The following is a 16,306-nucleotide window of genomic DNA, read 5'->3' as shown; positions in this document are numbered from 1 at the left end:
TCCGTCTGCTGACGGTTGGCTGGCCTCTGTTTATTTGATATAGATGCCTCCAAACGGCAGCACCTCGCGCAAAATTCTTTTAATAAAACCGCCGTTTTGCAGCTGTTCCTCCAGCTCAGCATCGCGCGAGCCCGTTTGAATGAGCACAGGGCCGCTGCCGCGGATTTCCCACTGCACGTTCATATGCTGGCTTGCGAGCTTATTGCCGTAAACGGACAACTGTATGGATGCATGCTCGGGGTAGGCGACAAGCGCCCCCGTCTCCACGTAAAGGGGACGATCCGGATGAAGCTGGATCGACTTAACGTCGCCGGCCGTTATGATGCCGATCATCCCTGGACCTGAAAAGCGCATGCGGACAAATTCCTTCGTAATCCATGCGTTTTTGAGTTTTTGAATAACGGACTTGAGCTTCATGCCGTCCGAGAAAAAGATAATATGGCGAAAATCGAACAGCAAATCGCTTTTTGCCTCAATCTGAACCGTTTCAAGCGAGCAGCCGGCAGGCAAGCCGATAATGAACTCGGATGGACCGGATAACATAGAGCGAATCCAACGCTTTTTGCGGTACATCCCGGCAAAATCCATAAATCGATCTTCACGGTTATGCGGCTCGCCTTGATAGGCAATGATTGATTTTGGATGCAGGACATGGAGCTTGTCCGCAGCTTCAAGGCTCACATGCACATGCCCGGTCTGGGCGGGGACGGTTATGTTCATCCGCTGATTCCTCTTCCGCCGGTGCTTCGCTGCTTGCGCCATACCACATAACGCCAAACGCGTATCGATACGATGTAAGAAATAAATACGGCTACGATAATAATGACCGTATTGATCAGCTTGCTGACCAATGATTGGCGATCCTGCTTCATGCGCTCCATCTCTGCCTGCATGCTTGCATTTTGCGCGATAAGCTGTTCATTTTGCTGACGGAACTGCTCGTTTTGCTCCAACAGCTGCTGCTGCTTTTGGGCGTATTCGGCTGCGGCCTTGGCAGATTCCTCAAGCTGCTGCTTCGCTTCGATATATTGCTGCTCAAGCTCGTTTATTTTCTCGGGTGTATTGTAAATGTCTTTAATTCGATCAAAGAAACCTGCGTGCGCGGTAGGCTGAGGAATCGTGATGAGAATAAAGGTTAAGAAGCATATAAGTACGAGTGCTTTCCATAATGACTGTCGCATCATATTCTCCCTTCAGTTTTCGACATAAGAGGGGCTGATGCTTACATTTTACAGTCTTTCTCGACAATAGTCACTCTCGTCCTATATTTGGCTGATTTTAAGCCCGAATAAAAAAGAATAGCAGCGAAATCGCTGCTATTCTTTCGGTTATTCTTATTTTCTAACGTATAACCGGCTCGTTTCTTCCCAGATGCCGCCCGGCTCAAGCGCGACAAGACCAATCTGGTCAGCTGGCAGGTTAACGTTCGGCGCGTTGACGAGATTAAGCTGCGGCTCCGGACAGAAGAAGCCCGGCGTAGCGTTGTTGTTCCAGATCATCCACTGCTTGTATGCCGTTCCAACATCGTAGACGAGCGTTACGCCAGTGCGAGTATCCGTCAGCTCCATTTGGTTGCGGCCGTTTTTTGGCTCGGTTGTGTAATGGTTGTCCATCGATGCCCAGAAAGGAGAAATGCCTGTTGTTTTCATCTCTTCTTCGTCAGCTACAAGCGGCTGGTAGTTGCCGGTAGGCAGCATCCGCTCATTAAGCTCCCAGCGTTTGCCGGTCGTGAGGGTGAAGCGGTAATCATCGGAAGTGCTGCCCGGGTCAAATGGCGCATTGATCGTCGTGTGGAAAGCGATCAGGCAAGGCATCGCATCCGTTCCTTCGTTATGTACCGATACATGCTGCAGCAGTCCTGTATCATTTAGAGAGTAGCGAAGCTTCAGCGTGAAGCGATGCGGCAAATAAGTATAGATCGGGTGGTTCTCGTCGATAGAAATTTGGAGTGAAACGTAGCTTTCTGTTTGGTTCGTGCCAAAATCCGCTACGCTCCATGCAGCCGTATGGAAAAAGCCGTGTAAATGGTTGCCCGTTTTGGCTTCGTTAACAGGGAAGGTATAAGTTCTGCCATTCCAAGTAAATGTGCCGTCCTCATATCGGTTGGGAGGGAACAAAACAGGAATGCCGTGAATACCGGGATTTGCTCTAAAGCTGTCCATTTCCTCTAGCGATGGCTCGCGCAAGAAGCTATAGTTGTTTTCTTTATCGCGGAAGGCGATGAGGTTAGCTCCAACTGCCGGCAATACTGCCGCTTCATAAGCGCCCCATTGCAGCCATACGGCTTGCTCGTCATTAAATAATTGCTCGAATGCTTGTCCTTGCGTTGACATGTAAATCCTCCTAAATAGTTATTGAAGTGAAACCTGCTTCGTCACAGCATTAGCGTTAGCTTAGAAAGGCTATTTAAACTAAGAATAGCAGGACGGAGACAAACAAACAACCGCCCTAATTCCCAAAATGAGGGAGTAGGGCGGTTGTTTGTGCCTTAAGGCGTTATGCGCAAATCGCTGCTCGACGCGCGCTGTGAGAACAGCTGCTGAATAACGAATTGCTTGCGGCGATTAACCGATACTTGCTTTGAATCAGCAATCTCGGAGTCGAAATGAATGGTGCCGCCTTGAATGGTTTTGATTTTGCCGATATTAATGTAGCAATTGGAATTGACCGGGTAAAAGCTGCTTTCATGGCAAAGCTGTTCAATCTGCTCGGCAGTCATTCTCTTCTTTATATTGTAGTTTCTGCCGTGGAAGCTTACGAGCCCTTGCATGCCAAGCTTGAAGTAAAGCACATCCGACTCCAGCTCGAAATCCTCATAGACGTTCCGTTCGCTCAGTACTTCATTCATCATCTCAATTTCCCCCTTTAGAAATGTGAACCACTGATTGTTAGCGCTTACATTGTAACATGTTACAATAAGTTTTGTGAAGTCTTTTATAAAAAAAAGACATTGTTTGCTGGAGCGGCATGTGCTATGGTCACTGTAATGCCAAAAAGACAGAGAGGTTGAGTGCAAATGACTAACCAAAATGGACAACCGACATCAAGCGGAACCCTATACATAGGGTCATATGGAACCGCTGAAGAGCCAACCATCCATGTATGCACGTTCAATAGCAAGACAGGCGAGCTGGACGTTATTCAGCGTGTAAGCGGGCTGGAGAATGCTTCGTACTTAACGCTTCATCCGAGTGGAGGCCGTTTGTACGCGGCAAGCGAGACGGAAGCAACGGGAGGCGAGAGCGGAGGCTCGGTCGCGTCATTTGAGATCGATGAATCGACGGGTCAGCTTAGCATTACGGGCAATCGCTTTCTAACGCATGGCGCACACCCTTGCTACATTAGCACGGATGAGGAAGGGAAAGTGTTGTTCGCTGCTAATTATACGGGAGGGAACGTTGCTCTATTGCCGATCGCGGCAAATGGCGAGCTTGCGACGGCCTCCTCCGTACAGCAGCATACCGGCGAGCTTGGTCCTAACGCAGCGAGACAGGATGCTCCACATGCGCACTGTATCGTGCCGCTGGATCATTCCCCTTTCGTATGTGCAGTTGATTTAGGGATCGATGCGGTCGTTACTTATCGTTTTGACGCTGGCCAGGGCACGCTTGCGCCTCATGGAATCAGCAAGGTGCATCGCGGCGCAGGACCGCGCCATTTGATTTTCCATCCGGAATTGCGGGCGGGTTACGTCATGAATGAGCTGGATTCAACCATTACTGTGTTGAAGGTAGATGCGGAGCAAGGCGTATTGACCGCAGGTCAGAGTATTTCCGCGCTGCCAGCTGATTATGACGGATACAACGATGCGGCAGACATTCATCTGGGCGTGTCGGGCCGATATTTGTACAGCACTAACCGTGGACATAACAGCATCGCCGTATTTGCGGTTGATCAACAAAATGGTGAGCTGTCGCTGATCCAGCATATAGACTGCGGAGGAGATTCGCCGCGTAATTTTGCCATTTCGCCGGATGGCGGCCATCTGCTTGTCGCCCATCAGAAGACGGGCAATATTGCCGTATTTACGGTAGATGAGGAGAGCGGTCTGTTGTCGAAAACGGATGCGTCGCTCCAATTAACAAGTCCCGTATGTATTAAATTCGCCAAATCATAAGTGAGAGGGCAACGAAAATGTAGGTTTTCGTTAAGAAAGGCAGGTCCTATTTATTATGTCAGCGCCGCTTGCGAGTAAAGTCACAACGAATTCGGCAATAAAATCAGCTACCGTTTACGCTATCTTAATATGCATTAGCTCCGTGCATCTCATGAATGACATGATGCAGTCGGTCGTGTCGGCTTTGTTCCCCGTTCTAGAGCAATCGCTTGGGCTTAGCCTTGCACAGATTGGCTGGATCGCTTTTACGCTTAATATGACATCGTCAGTCATGCAGCCCGTAGTCGGCTTGATTTCGGATAAGAGGCCAGCGCCATGGATGCTTCCGGTCGGGATGCTCGCGAGTATGGCCGGAATGATCGGTTTGGCTTTTGCCCCTAATTTCTACTTGGTGCTGCTTGCGGTTGTGTTCGTTGGGCTTGGCTCGGCTGTGTTCCATCCCGAAGGCTCGCGCGTCGTTCATTTAGCTGCAGGGAGTCGCCGTGCATTCTCCCAGTCGATCTATCAGGTGGGCGGAAACTTCGGCCAAATGCTCGGACCGCTCATGACGATGCTGATCTTTTTGCCTTTTGGACAGAAGGGTGCGATATGGGGAACTTTGCTTGCTGCAACGGCCATTATTATATTGATGAAGGTTGTGCCTTGGTATAAGAAACAGCTAGCCGTGCATGATGGGAAAATGCAGCAGCGAAAGGCCGCGGGAAACGTAAAGCCGGCGCTTGCGCCGAAGGTCGTCGCTTATGCGCTTGCCATTTTATTTGCGATCGTATTCGCCCGTTCCTGGTATGCTGCCGCAATCGGAAATTTTTATCAGTTTTATGTCGTTGAAACGTATGGCTTAACGATTAAACAAGCACAAATCCCCTTGTTTTTATTTCTGGCTGCCGGTGTAGCTGGGACGTTCCTCGGCGGCATATTGGCGGACCGGATCGGACGCAAAAAAATGATGCTGATCTCGATTCTCGGCGCCGCACCGTTCGCCCTGCTCCTGCCGCACTTGCCGTTAGCTTGGGTTTACCCGTTAATCGTCGTGCTGGGCTTTGTTTTGCAATCCGGCTTTTCGGTCAGCGTCGTTTACGCCCAAGAGTTAATGCCTAGCAAGGTGGGGACGGCTTCGGGGCTTATTACCGGACTTGCGTTCGGCATGGGAGGACTTGGCGCGGTCGTTCTCGGTTATTTGGCGGATGCGCGCTCGCTCAGCTTTGTCATGATCGCATGCAGCGTATTGCCTCTGATGGGGCTGCTGGCGCTCTTGCTGCCAAAGGACAGGAAAGAAGCTTGATCGTGATGATTTAAAAAGGTTAATAGCTGCTTTAAGGAGTGATCCTTAGGGCAGTTTTTTTGTTTTTCAGATAATCCATTGATAAAAACCAAACATAATTATATAATGTCTATAAAATAAGCAAACGAACATGAGAGGTGTTTGTATAAATGGATCAAGAAGAACGGTTTTGGTCATCGTCTGTCGAAGAGCTGAAGCAAGGATATGTATACGAGGAAGCGGAAGGATTTTATTATTGCCTCATATGCGGCGAACGGTTTGAGGATGGAGAAATATTTCATGAGGCGCAAGCTGGGCGCTGGTATGAAGCACGCAAGTATGCATCGTTTCATGTGAAGCAGGAGCATGGCTCCATGCTTGATTATTTGCTTGAGCTAGACAAGAAGCAGACAGGTTTGACCGATTTGCAAAAAGAGCTCATCCGCGGGTTTGCCGACCATTTGTCCGACGCGGAGATGCTGAGCCGTACGGGCGCGGGCAGTGCCTCGACCATTCGGAATCATCGGTTTGTGCTGAAGGAGAAAGCGAAGCAGGCTAAGCTGCTGCTTGCCATTATGGAAATGATGGACGAAGGCACAGTCGCGGCGCCGCGCTTCGTGCCGATCCATCGTACGGCCAAGCAGGTAGATGAGCGGTATGCGATTACTGAAGAGGAATACGCGGAGCTATTGAAGCAATATTTTCCGAAGGGACCTGAAGGGCCGCTTGCCTCATTCCCGCGCAAGGAGAAGCGAAAAGTCGCTGTACTGCGCCATATTGCTTCGTATTTCGAAAACGGTGTCCGTTATACGGAGAAGGAAGTCAATGCGCGGCTCAGCCTCTTCTGGGAAGAGGATTTCGTGACGCTTCGTCGCTATTTAATTGAATATGGATATTTGGACCGCAAAGACGACGGCCGTGCGTATTGGGTCAAAGGCGTGGGCAGGGGCGAACGGCAAGAGGCAGAAAGGCAGGAGACGCAGGAGCAGGCGGCACCGAAAAATGACCCGAAAGGCAAGCAAGGAAAAGCTGGCAAGAAAAAAGCAATAAAGGATGGGCAAGGTCAAGAGGATAATAGAGGGGATGGAGAGAAAATGGATAAGGAAAAACGCAAACAGTTGACGGCGGAGTATCAGGAGCGCGAACGTTCGATGGGTGTGTACCAAATTAAAAATAATGCCAATGGCAAAATATTTGTAGGAGGTTCAACAAATTTAGATGCGCTATGGGGCAAAGAGCAGTTTGTTCTTAATATGGATACACATTCGAATCGGGAGCTGCAGAAGGAATGGAAGCAATTTGGCGGCGAAAATTTCTCATTTCTCATACTAGAGACCGTTAAACTTGAGCAAAAGATTCGTTATGATTATAAAGACGTTTTGGACCCAGAAGGCCGTCAGCCCGTTGATTTGGTTCGCCAATATAATCGGGAAGTGGGAGAGTTAAAGGAACAGTGGGTAGAGAAGCTTCAGCCCTACGGTGAAAAAGGCTATCATGGCCCTGCCGACAAGGGAAACGACTGAAGCAACATTTAGGATGAGGGAGAGTGTTGGTAAAAATGTCTGCTAAGGGAGTAACAGGAGCAGGAGATAGTTTGCTTCGCAACAAGTTTTTTCAAACGATTTTGCTGTCGAACGTATTGCTGCAAATCGGGATTTGGGTTCGTAATTTTGCGATTTTGATGTATGTGACAGATAAGACGAACGAAGATCCGTTTGCAATTAGCTTAATGGGGTTTGTGGAATTTTTGCCGATTTTCGTATTTTCGTTCATCGGCGGTACGTTTGCGGATCGGTGGAAGCCGCGTCTCACGATGATTTGGTGTGACTTCTTATCGGCATTATCCGTGTTTATCGTGTTGATTACGCTGTTATATGGATCATGGCATATGGTCTATTTTGCCACGTTCGTATCCGCGATATTATCACAGTTCTCGCAGCCGTCGGCGATGAAGCTGTTTAAGCAGCATATTCCGGCGGAGCAGCTTCAATCTGCCATGGCGATGTTTCAATCGCTTATCGCCATCTTTATGGTGCTTGGGCCTTCGCTCGGCGTAATGTCGTATCAAAAATTCGGCATTGAGGTTTCGATCGGCGTTATGGGCGTAGCTTTTCTATTGTCGGCGGTCGTCTTGTTCCGCATCCCTCGCGACCGTGAGGTGGAGCAAACGGAAAAGGTTGCAAAACGACAATTTTGGCAGGAGCTTAAGGATGGATTCGGCTATGTATGGCGCAGTCCAGTATTGAAAGCGCTGGGTGGAACGTTCGCGCTGGCAGGTACGGCGGTCGGCATTGCCCAGACGCTTGGTTTGTTCATCGTTCTTGAGCGGCTGGGTCAGCCAAAAGAATTTTTGCAATATATGCTGATGGTCAACGGGGTAGCGATGCTTGTTGGCGGTGGCGCAGTTATGGTCGTAGCCAAGAAGGTTCCGCCGCAAAAGCTGCTTGCGCTTGGCTTGCTGATTAGCTCAGTATGCATGATCGGCACAGGTTTATCGACAAGCGTTCCTATTACGCTAGTACTGCAATTTATTAGCGGGCTAGGTTTCCCGATGATTCAAATCGGCATTAGTACGATGATTTTGCAGTGGTCGGAGGAATCCTACACGGGACGAGTAAACGGTGTTCTTACGCCGATGTTTATGGGAATGATGGTTATTATGACGCTCGTTGCCGGACAGCTCAAGCTGGTATTCCCATTGGTCGGCATCTATGTCGTTGCAGGGTCGATTATGTTTTTAGGGATGCTGCTCCTTATTCCGCTATTCAAGCATAAACCGCTTGTCGCTCAATCGAGCACTTAGTTTGTTGGAGGATATTGACAGATTCTGTCATGTGAAGTAACATCTATTTAAATGAATATGACGTTAAGCGAAGCACGCTTTTACCCTTGGTTGAGGGAGAGGCGTGCTTTTTTTTGTTGTTCGGGAGGCCATTTGGAAGAGTAGCTTTTGAAGGGGGAGTCGTCATTTTGTCGCAAAATGGCAAATGGTGTTTGAGAAATGGAGGGTAAAAAAGGAAAGAAGCATAGAAAGCAAGAAATAGTATATGTAACTGTAAAAAAATGTGTATTTTAAAGATGGACTATTATAAAACGGGAGTGGTTGAATATGCAAAAAATAGGACGAGTAATATTAGCGGTAACCCTATTTACGGTAATGCTGTTGAGTGCGCAGGCAGCTGGAGCAGCGGCAGCTTTTACGGACACGAGCACGCATTGGGCGAAAAAAGAGATTGATAAAGCAGTAGCGCAGGGATGGATCAATGGCTACGACGCCAAAACCTTTAAACCAAATGCAAACATAACGCGGGCAGAATTTTTAAAGTCGCTTGTAGCCGCTTTGAAAATAAAAACAGAAGATACGGACACGCCATTTGTTGATGATCATGGTTGGTTTCGTTCCTACATCGCCACTGGCTTGAAGCAGTCGATTATTAAGGTTGGCGATTACAAGGAAAATAGCTTTGAGCCTAATCTTCCGATTACGCGTGAGGAGATCGCCCGCATGACGATTCGTGCGCTTGGCAAGGATGCAGAGGGCGTAAAGTCGGGTTATTTGGCGGTAGCTAAGAAGCTGGAAATGATGAAGGGTTATCCGGATGGAACGATGGGCGGGGAGAAAAATGCGACTCGTGCGGAGGCTGTGGTGATGGTTTTGAATATGTTGACTGCGAAGAACCCTCCTAAACCAGTATCTTATCCTAAAACCAAAGAAGAGATGAATACTTTGATTAAATCTTTACCAAATTTCAAGGGTACAACAACTTTTGGTGACGAAGGAATTGTATTTATCAACTCTAAAGGATCAGATAATTTCTTGGATAACACACTTATTGTTGAGTATAACACTAGAATAAAAATGACTGTAATTAATATTGCTGACCCCACATCAGACAACCAATTGATGGTAAAGGATTTACTTGAAAATTACTTTCCAAAATCATTTGAAAAAGCTTATGCAACTTATATAAAAGTTAATAAAGCAGCAAATTCAGACACTAATGCGGATATTAGATTAAAATATGACGGACGTGTATTTGAGTCATATAAGGCTACTACCGGTAAGAGAGTTATCATTCGTATTGGGTTGTAATCATTACTCCACAAAATGAAGTTTCTTTAAAAATAGCAGTTAATAAGAAAAATGGAGAGTGAGGAATTGCATATATTGACTAAGAGAAGTTTATTTATTTCTCTACTTATTGTTCTATTTATAAATTCTTCTATTCCTTATAATTTTGTAAGTGCAGCCGGTGCAGTTGATTGTCTCTTACCTGCAACATACGAAGCAAATTCGCAAGCAATTATTGAGCAGAACGATATCCCTACTTCCATCTCTGCCGGAAAAGGAACGCTCAAATTAAATGGGAACTATTTATCCAATAAATGTGGTCTTGGGAAAAATGCTGTCGTATATGGAACGCCTGCCGATGTCTCCGGAAATCAATTTGATCAAGGTCAGTGGAGATACCTTGGTTACGATCTTAATGGCGTTGTTTATCGCAACTGGAAGTTTCGCAGTGATTCCAGAGCAACTTTACATGTGGCTAAAAACTGGGTTAAAAACCCATGGGATGAACCAATAGGTGCCAGTAAGCGAATAACACAAACACCTGAAATTACTGGTCATCCTACTGCAAAAACATGGTTAGAATCAATGATCGACCCCTATCATGAATCAGAGACGTTCATTCAAAGCTATAATAAACGGACAGGGAAAGGATGGACAGGAGATTCACTAAAACCCTATGTCATTTTTCAACAAGTGCCCACAAAATTTACTCCCGGCGTGGTTCAAATGTGGAATATCTGGCAGCCGGACGGATCTTGGTGGTACGAGATGTTTGAGATCCCGCCATTGGACCCTTTAGTCATTAAAAAGCAGCCAGATCTTCTAATTAAAACCATAGTTAGTCCGGCAGATGCGTGGGTAGGCGATTCTGTACCGATTAAAATCACGACTGAAAACAAAGGTACTGAAAGCAGCGGTCCCTTCACTGTAGGCATCGTTGGCACTAACATCAAATCAGAAATCATCCCAAACATTCCCCCAGGTCAGATCAAAACGGTTACGGTGAACGTGTCCTCCACAACGAGCGGAATTAAGAGTTTCGCGGCCAAGACAGACTTTGGCGAAGCCGTAGCTGAATCAAATGAAAAGAATAACACAAAAGATTTTAAAATTGCGTTCAACAAGAAAAACGAGCCAACCACGCCAATAGCTATAATCTCTCATTTAGAGGGCGACCATCGAACGGAACCCGAAATTACGATAAAGCCAAATGTGGATCCCAAGCTGAACGATAAACTCTCGTATTCGCCAGGGAAAGAACCCATAACCCTTTACGAGTGGAAATACAAAACACCAAACGGGAATACTATCAACAAAAAACCAACAACTAAGGATATTTCCATCTTAGGAGAATATCTCGTTGAGCTGCGCGTAACCAACAGCAAAAACAAAATATCCGATTGGGCCAAATTGATCGTTAATGTTACATCCACGCAACCTACGCCAAAACCTAGTACAACACCTACTCCAAGTATAGACCCCGAGGCTACACCAAAGCCTTCACCCAAACGACCGATAAAGGTCGATATCGCATTCAAACCAATCTCTATTTTTACGGGTGAGCAAGCGCGTCTCGAAAATAACACCATCAATTGGGTTAGCTATACATGGACGTTTTCATCCAATTTAGCACCGTTGATTCCGAATGCGTCAGACTTCGAGCACGGCCCTATGACATTCAACGAGCCCGGAAGCTATAGCGCAACGCTGACTGCTGCAGATGAGCATGGTTTTTCAGAAACAAAAACGACTTACCTGTCCGTAAATGATCCAAAGCCAACCGCTATTATTTCCGGTGTTACCAGATGGATACAAGGACGGCCATTCCCTTCGCTTCATCATTTGAACAATTCCTACACGCCGCTCGCTAGTCGAGGAATCACCATGGATTGGAGCCGTTCAGAACGAAGATTTAAAAAAGAAGAGGAATCCACCTATAAAAACGGTTGGCCAACTGCAGCGCCAATGGTATTGGGGAATTATATGCTGGAAGGAAAGGTTTACGATTCATTTGGCCGGATGAGCGAATGGGCCATACAACCGCTAGAAATCGTTCCGGATGAACCGCCAGCCGTAGAAATTACAGCTCCGGATGAAGGCGTAAGAAATAACGAAGTTATGCTCTATATCGATGCTTCAAGTCCGGATGGAGACGATATAACGTCCCTAAGAATCGAGGAGAGATACGATAGCAATGGTGACGGTCAATTTGATGAAGCTTGGAAGGTCATCTATGAAGGACCCAACAAGTTTACGCAAACCATCAAATATACAAGCGTAGGAAAACGTCAGTATCGAGCAACGGCAAAAGAAAATTTCGGATCATCCGCCGTATCCAATTGGGATGAAACCAATATTATTAATATCGCGCCAGTGACGAATTTTAACGTTTTCGGCACGATTCAGCAGCCAGATCAAGGCGAAGATAGCGGACCGCCGATCACGAGCTATACGCCTGAATCCATTTTACGCTCATGGACATTAAAAAAACCTTACGTAGGAGGCAATGAAGGCAAAGCCGGCTGGAAAGTATCGGGCAGCAGCTTAACGACAAGAAACGCCGTATGGGCGGATTTCGGAGGCCATTACAATCTCGCTAAAAACCTGCGTAAGCTTCCTGCATGGGAAGGAACGGTCGGGAAAATATACGCCGGTTATAAAACGCAAGTGCTCGATAAAACGGGGTTCTATTACGAGTATGACAGCGGATCGGTCTACGAGGGGGAATGGCGGTTCCTCGTACGTGATGCAAGAACGGGAGCAATCGAAGGCGACTATAAGCATCCCGGCAAAATATTCGGAGCTGGCAGCGGCACGACATTTTCAAATGCCGCTTTATCAGATCTCTATACGGGAGATGTTAACACGGCTTATTTTGTAACATCAAGCAGATCAGGCGTCCGCGGCGCCGGATTAAGGCTGTACAACATAACAACAGGGGAATTATTACAAGATTATCCGAACGTTACTTCCGTACCGCCTACTGGTTGGAATAGCAGCGTTTCACCGGGCTCGGATATTCAACATGTTTTATTTTCAGATGATAAAAACTTTATGTATGTCACATCTCGGTATTCAAATGGCGAAAATACGTTTTCGACGAGGTATTCCTTGTATTTAACGAAGTATTCGGTGCATCAAAAGACTTCTCTATGGACTGTACTATTGGGACAGCAGGATGATTATTCGACCCATTTCCAATCTCAGCCGCTCGCGACCGATAAATACGGAAATATACACGTTACCTACTTTTATCGGGGTATATTCCAGTATGAAAAAGACTACAAGTCTGCCTATAAAGTATTCAATGCTAACGGGTATCAAATTAATGCTCACGGGTTGTATCTTGGCGTCTATTCAGGAGTCGTCGCTTCACCAGATAAATCAAAAGTGCATGCTGCAACGACTCGATTTGTGTCTGGCAGATACGGATTTTCAAAGGATGTAGGATTGATATCGTATAATGCGGATACGAATGGTTTTAACCATGTGGAGGTAGAAGGAAACATCATAGAAGAGATCCAATTTCCTTCCTATTTTTATACGATGCCAGCAGTTAACAAGTATGATATGGTCCAAATCTATAACGGTGCTATTGTAACCCCTGGAGGCTCGATAGAGCGTTACCACCCTTCGTCTGTCATAAAGTCAGTAGACAGGATACTGGCGCAACATAATACATTGCCAAATTATGCAATAGAAAATGTGTATGATACTACTGGTTATTATGCTTATAACAACAATCAATTTGTTTCACCTCAAATCATTGCGCAGCCTTCGGGAGACTTCTATACACTCATGAGAGGATCAAAGTGGAAGTACAGATGGAAGCCCGCGGGTCAAGGAACTACAGCCTCGGCAACTCCGGTGAGCTACGAGAGGTATATGGCCGTAATGGCACCCAATCAGAGCGATCTTTTATTAGATGGAAAGGGGCAAACGGAGTGGATCTATGGATATAACGGAATGGCAGATCAACTGCTCGGAAAGGAGTATGTCAACTCTACCAATGCAGCACCCGATGGCTCCTTATTTTTAAATACGAATGATTATTATAGGCTCGGCGCTTTTGGAAATTCCGAATATAAAAATATGGTTGTTCCGCTTGTTGGCGAATCAGCAGGAGATTTACCGCGATTGCTCGATGACAACACGGTTGAGGTAGAAAGCGAAACCTGGGGCGGGCTGCTATTTGATCCGACTAGCGTGATGCGGAATCAAGTGCTTGAATTCAACGTATCCGTTAACAGCATGAGCAACAATAAGGTCATAGGCGCAGCCATTAGGATTCAAGACGAGAAAAATTTATACGCGGTAGAATGGTCGCAGGATACGCTGATCCTCTACCGCGTCGTAAATGGCACTAAAACGGAGCTGGCAAGAACCTATTTGGCTCGCCATGTAGGCATACCGGCTGCTTTCAAAATAGAGGCGATCGGCAAAGAGCTTCGTATAATAGTCAATCAGATTAAGCGATTAGAAGTTTCGGACGGCACGTATGCAGCCGGTACAGCAGGGCTGCTATCCCTTGGGCAGCAGATGGCCGCTTTCAGCCAAGTGAAGCGAACGAATTACGGGAACAGTTATCCGCAAAATACCTATGAAGCGGTGCTGGTGAACGACCCGATCAGTTACGAGAAATTGTTTCAGGATATTGAAAGTGATGCGATGGGCACAGAAGAGTGGAGCTACAGCCATAATCCAAGCTTTTTCGAAAATGCTGAAGGATTAAGCATTCATAACGGAAAGACTTACCCTGCCACTATTAATGCTTTAGAAAGAGCTGGCTTGTACGAAATAACGTTCCGAAGCCAAGATAATCCTGGCCTTGCAAGCTATCGGAAATGGTCACAGCCAGTTAAAAAAATCATCTATGCGCATCGAAGGCCGGTGGCACAACCTGATGTCCGTTTTACAGGGAAAGTGTTTGCGGAGGGCGAATCGCTGGATTACGAAACGTATGATACGTCTTATGACCCGGATATTGCCCGCATTTTGTCAGATAAGGTTTTCCGGACTCGTTGGTCCGATGAAAGCAAATGGACGACAGGGAAACGCGAGTACTATAACCGTCCGGGCGTCGAGCTGATCGTACAGGAACAAGTTAGAGATATACACGGCGCATGGTCATATTGGGCTCAGACCATTGTATTTAAAGCAGGTATACCGCCAGTGAACCAAACAAAGCCGGTTATGACGATATCGTATCCTACGGGAACAACGGCTGCTGCTCCAACGGTTCTGATCAAGGAGCCTAAGATTACATGGTCATACTATGATGCTGAGGGAGATCCGCAAGAGAGCTATCGGCTTATCATGACGTATGCTGACAATAATGAGACGGCTTTGTTCGTGGAGCTTGAGGGCAGCGCGCTCCATTATCAAATGCTGGCTGATACGATCACGCCTGGCCGCGTGGTTAAAGTACAAGGTCAGGCGTACTCTGCGGGCGTATGGTCGAATTTAAGCAACATCCGATATTTTGTCCTAGACTTGCCCCCTGCAACTTATTTGCTTTCATATAGTGGAGTAGATGGCAATAATCCGATTTTTTCTAATTCAAATCGACCGCAGCTGCGCACGTTTGTCGTTGATCCCGAAAATCATCCGATTGCAGCTGTTGATTACGAGGTGTTTAGAGCATCAAACGGAGTGGCTGTGGTAGACACAAACGCTGCAACAGCAGCATTGAGCTATATTCCGAATGCTCTTGCTGAAGGGCTGCATTACTGGCGCGCGAGGTCAAACGATAGCTTCATGTGGGGGCCTTATTCGAGCAATGGTTTTTTCTTCGTAGATACGCTGAAGCCGGCCGACGTGAACGAACAGTTAAATATCGAGCCAACAGCTGTAACGGTGAGCTTTAATGCCTTTCGTGACGCTGATCCATCCTCTGGACATGCAGCCAGAATGTTTTATTTGCAGAGGGTAAACCCGGATGGCAGCATTGCTAATATTGATTTGAATAATGACGGAACGAAAGAATACAGCATTCCGCTAGCGCTTGACAGGCAGTCCTATCGGGTAACGGGGTTAGTGGCCGGAGAACGATATCGTGTAACTGTCCTTGATTATGATGTTGCCGGAAATGAAGGTCATTATGCGTATATATACTTTGTCACGAACCGTCCGCCAACAGGAGACTTTGATTGGTCGCCGAAGCCGGTTTATGAGGGGGATATGGTCTCGTTTTCGTCAAATGTAGCGGATCCGGATGGCAATACGCTTTCGATGGTTTATGAGCTGACAAGTCCATTGGGAGTAAGAAGCAGCTTTTCCTACTCCGTCAACGGACCAGCCTATCAGGCAAGGGGACCGTCCTTAAAGCTGACAACGGTTGGCGCTTGGAGCATGAAGCTCACGGTAAGCGACGGCATAGCCGATCCGGTTAGCGTAACTAAGCTGGTTCAGGTGCTGCCGCTTCATGTTACAGCGCTGGTGAAGCATACCGATCTATGGGATAAGCGGCGGATTGACTATAATGTAGACAAATCAGGCAATCCTGAATCTCCGCGGGGCTACAAGATATTTTGGGCTGGCGAGAGGTTTGTGCTTGAGGCCGATACGACGCTAACAGGTACTGCAACGAAGGCGGAGCGGGTCGAGGTTAAGATGCTTAGTTATTTTGCTAGGCTTGATAAAAACAATGCTGCGCAAACGAGCTGGAGCGGCGAGCTGTGGGAGCATGCTTTTGTAGATTTCGAGCAAGGAAAACTACAGTTTGTATTTAAAGCTTACTACTCGAATGGAACCATCAAGGAGGATACCGCCGAGGTATCGATTGATGGTAATATGCTGAATACCGTTGGCGTTCACCGTGTCCAATAAATGAATAGGAGCTGCCCATCGGTCTGAA

Annotated in this window: 10 protein-coding genes and 1 pseudogene; 7 read left to right on the top strand and 4 right to left on the bottom strand. The window is 46.9% G+C overall.

Features of this window, described 5'->3' with window-relative positions; genetic code table 11:
- Positions 1-30 precede the first annotated feature (30 nt).
- From A7975_RS15110 to A7975_RS15095, 4 genes are all read right to left on the bottom strand, one after another.
- The gene (locus A7975_RS15110) at positions 31-720 is read right to left on the bottom strand and encodes an AIM24 family protein (RefSeq protein WP_065385623.1); all 690 of its coding nucleotides are present in this window, start codon (positions 718-720) and stop codon (positions 31-33) included.
- The gene (locus A7975_RS15105) at positions 717-1,184 is read right to left on the bottom strand and encodes a hypothetical protein (RefSeq protein WP_053372281.1); all 468 of its coding nucleotides are present in this window, start codon (positions 1,182-1,184) and stop codon (positions 717-719) included. Before A7975_RS15105 ends, A7975_RS15110 begins: the two co-directional genes overlap by 4 nt.
- 150 nt (positions 1,185-1,334) lie before the next feature.
- Positions 1,335-2,333, bottom strand: coding sequence for an aldose 1-epimerase (locus tag A7975_RS15100; RefSeq protein ID WP_065385621.1), 999 nt, complete (start codon positions 2,331-2,333; stop codon positions 1,335-1,337).
- Positions 2,334-2,488: 155 nt separating this feature from the next.
- Positions 2,489-2,851 carry a LytTR family transcriptional regulator DNA-binding domain-containing protein gene (locus tag A7975_RS15095; RefSeq protein ID WP_053372279.1) on the bottom strand — a complete coding sequence of 121 codons (363 nt, stop codon included), beginning with the start codon at positions 2,849-2,851 and terminating at the stop codon, positions 2,489-2,491.
- Between the two features lie 165 nt (positions 2,852-3,016).
- Between A7975_RS15095 and A7975_RS15090 the strand changes: the two genes are divergently transcribed.
- The 7 genes and pseudogenes from A7975_RS15090 (at position 3,017) to A7975_RS15060 (ending at position 16,278) form a co-directional block, all read left to right on the top strand.
- Entirely contained in the window at positions 3,017-4,117 is a 1,101-nt protein-coding gene (locus A7975_RS15090) for a lactonase family protein (RefSeq protein WP_065385620.1), read from the top strand.
- A 55-nt stretch (positions 4,118-4,172) separates the two neighbouring features.
- The gene (locus tag A7975_RS15085) at positions 4,173-5,399 is read left to right on the top strand and encodes an MFS transporter (RefSeq protein ID WP_065385619.1); all 1,227 of its coding nucleotides are present in this window, start codon (positions 4,173-4,175) and stop codon (positions 5,397-5,399) included.
- Positions 5,400-5,548: 149 nt separating this feature from the next.
- A complete protein-coding gene (locus A7975_RS35440; RefSeq protein ID WP_065385618.1) occupies positions 5,549-6,901 on the top strand; it encodes a DUF2087 domain-containing protein in 1,353 nt (450 codons plus the stop codon).
- Positions 6,902-6,936: 35 nt separating this feature from the next.
- Positions 6,937-8,181, top strand: a complete 1,245-nt coding sequence (locus tag A7975_RS15075; protein WP_065385617.1) for an MFS transporter — start codon at positions 6,937-6,939, stop codon at positions 8,179-8,181.
- A gap of 306 nt (positions 8,182-8,487) precedes the next feature.
- The gene (locus A7975_RS15070) at positions 8,488-9,471 is read left to right on the top strand and encodes an S-layer homology domain-containing protein (protein ID WP_065385616.1); all 984 of its coding nucleotides are present in this window, start codon (positions 8,488-8,490) and stop codon (positions 9,469-9,471) included.
- A 51-nt stretch (positions 9,472-9,522) separates the two neighbouring features.
- A pseudogene (locus A7975_RS35435) lies at positions 9,523-10,167 on the top strand (Athe_2463 domain-containing protein); the annotation flags it as partial.
- A gap of 9 nt (positions 10,168-10,176) precedes the next feature.
- Entirely contained in the window at positions 10,177-16,278 is a 6,102-nt protein-coding gene (locus A7975_RS15060) for a CARDB domain-containing protein (RefSeq protein ID WP_176707732.1), read from the top strand.
- Positions 16,279-16,306 lie beyond the last annotated feature (28 nt).

The organism is Bacillus sp. FJAT-26390 (assembly GCF_001682865.1).
In the GTDB taxonomy this organism is placed as follows: domain Bacteria; phylum Bacillota; class Bacilli; order Paenibacillales; family Paenibacillaceae; genus Pristimantibacillus.
The sequence above is the reverse complement of the archived record's forward strand: the minus strand, read 5'-3'. Positions and strand labels throughout refer to the sequence as shown.

Bases quoted from the DNA above. Each gene is read 5' to 3' on its own strand.
- A7975_RS15110 (WP_065385623.1), bottom strand. From the start codon at position 720: ATGAACATAACCGTCCCCGCCCAGACCGGGCATGTGCATGTGAGCCTT.
- A7975_RS15105 (WP_053372281.1), bottom strand. From the start codon at position 1,184: ATGATGCGACAGTCATTATGGAAAGCACTCGTACTTATATGCTTCTTA.
- A7975_RS15100 (WP_065385621.1), bottom strand. From the start codon at position 2,333: ATGTCAACGCAAGGACAAGCATTCGAGCAATTATTTAATGACGAGCAA.
- A7975_RS15095 (WP_053372279.1), bottom strand. From the start codon at position 2,851: ATGATGAATGAAGTACTGAGCGAACGGAACGTCTATGAGGATTTCGAG.
- A7975_RS15090 (WP_065385620.1), top strand. From the start codon at position 3,017: ATGACTAACCAAAATGGACAACCGACATCAAGCGGAACCCTATACATA.
- A7975_RS15085 (WP_065385619.1), top strand. From the start codon at position 4,173: ATGTCAGCGCCGCTTGCGAGTAAAGTCACAACGAATTCGGCAATAAAA.
- A7975_RS35440 (WP_065385618.1), top strand. From the start codon at position 5,549: ATGGATCAAGAAGAACGGTTTTGGTCATCGTCTGTCGAAGAGCTGAAG.
- A7975_RS15075 (WP_065385617.1), top strand. From the start codon at position 6,937: ATGTCTGCTAAGGGAGTAACAGGAGCAGGAGATAGTTTGCTTCGCAAC.
- A7975_RS15070 (WP_065385616.1), top strand. From the start codon at position 8,488: ATGCAAAAAATAGGACGAGTAATATTAGCGGTAACCCTATTTACGGTA.
- A7975_RS15060 (WP_176707732.1), top strand. From the start codon at position 10,177: ATGTGGAATATCTGGCAGCCGGACGGATCTTGGTGGTACGAGATGTTT.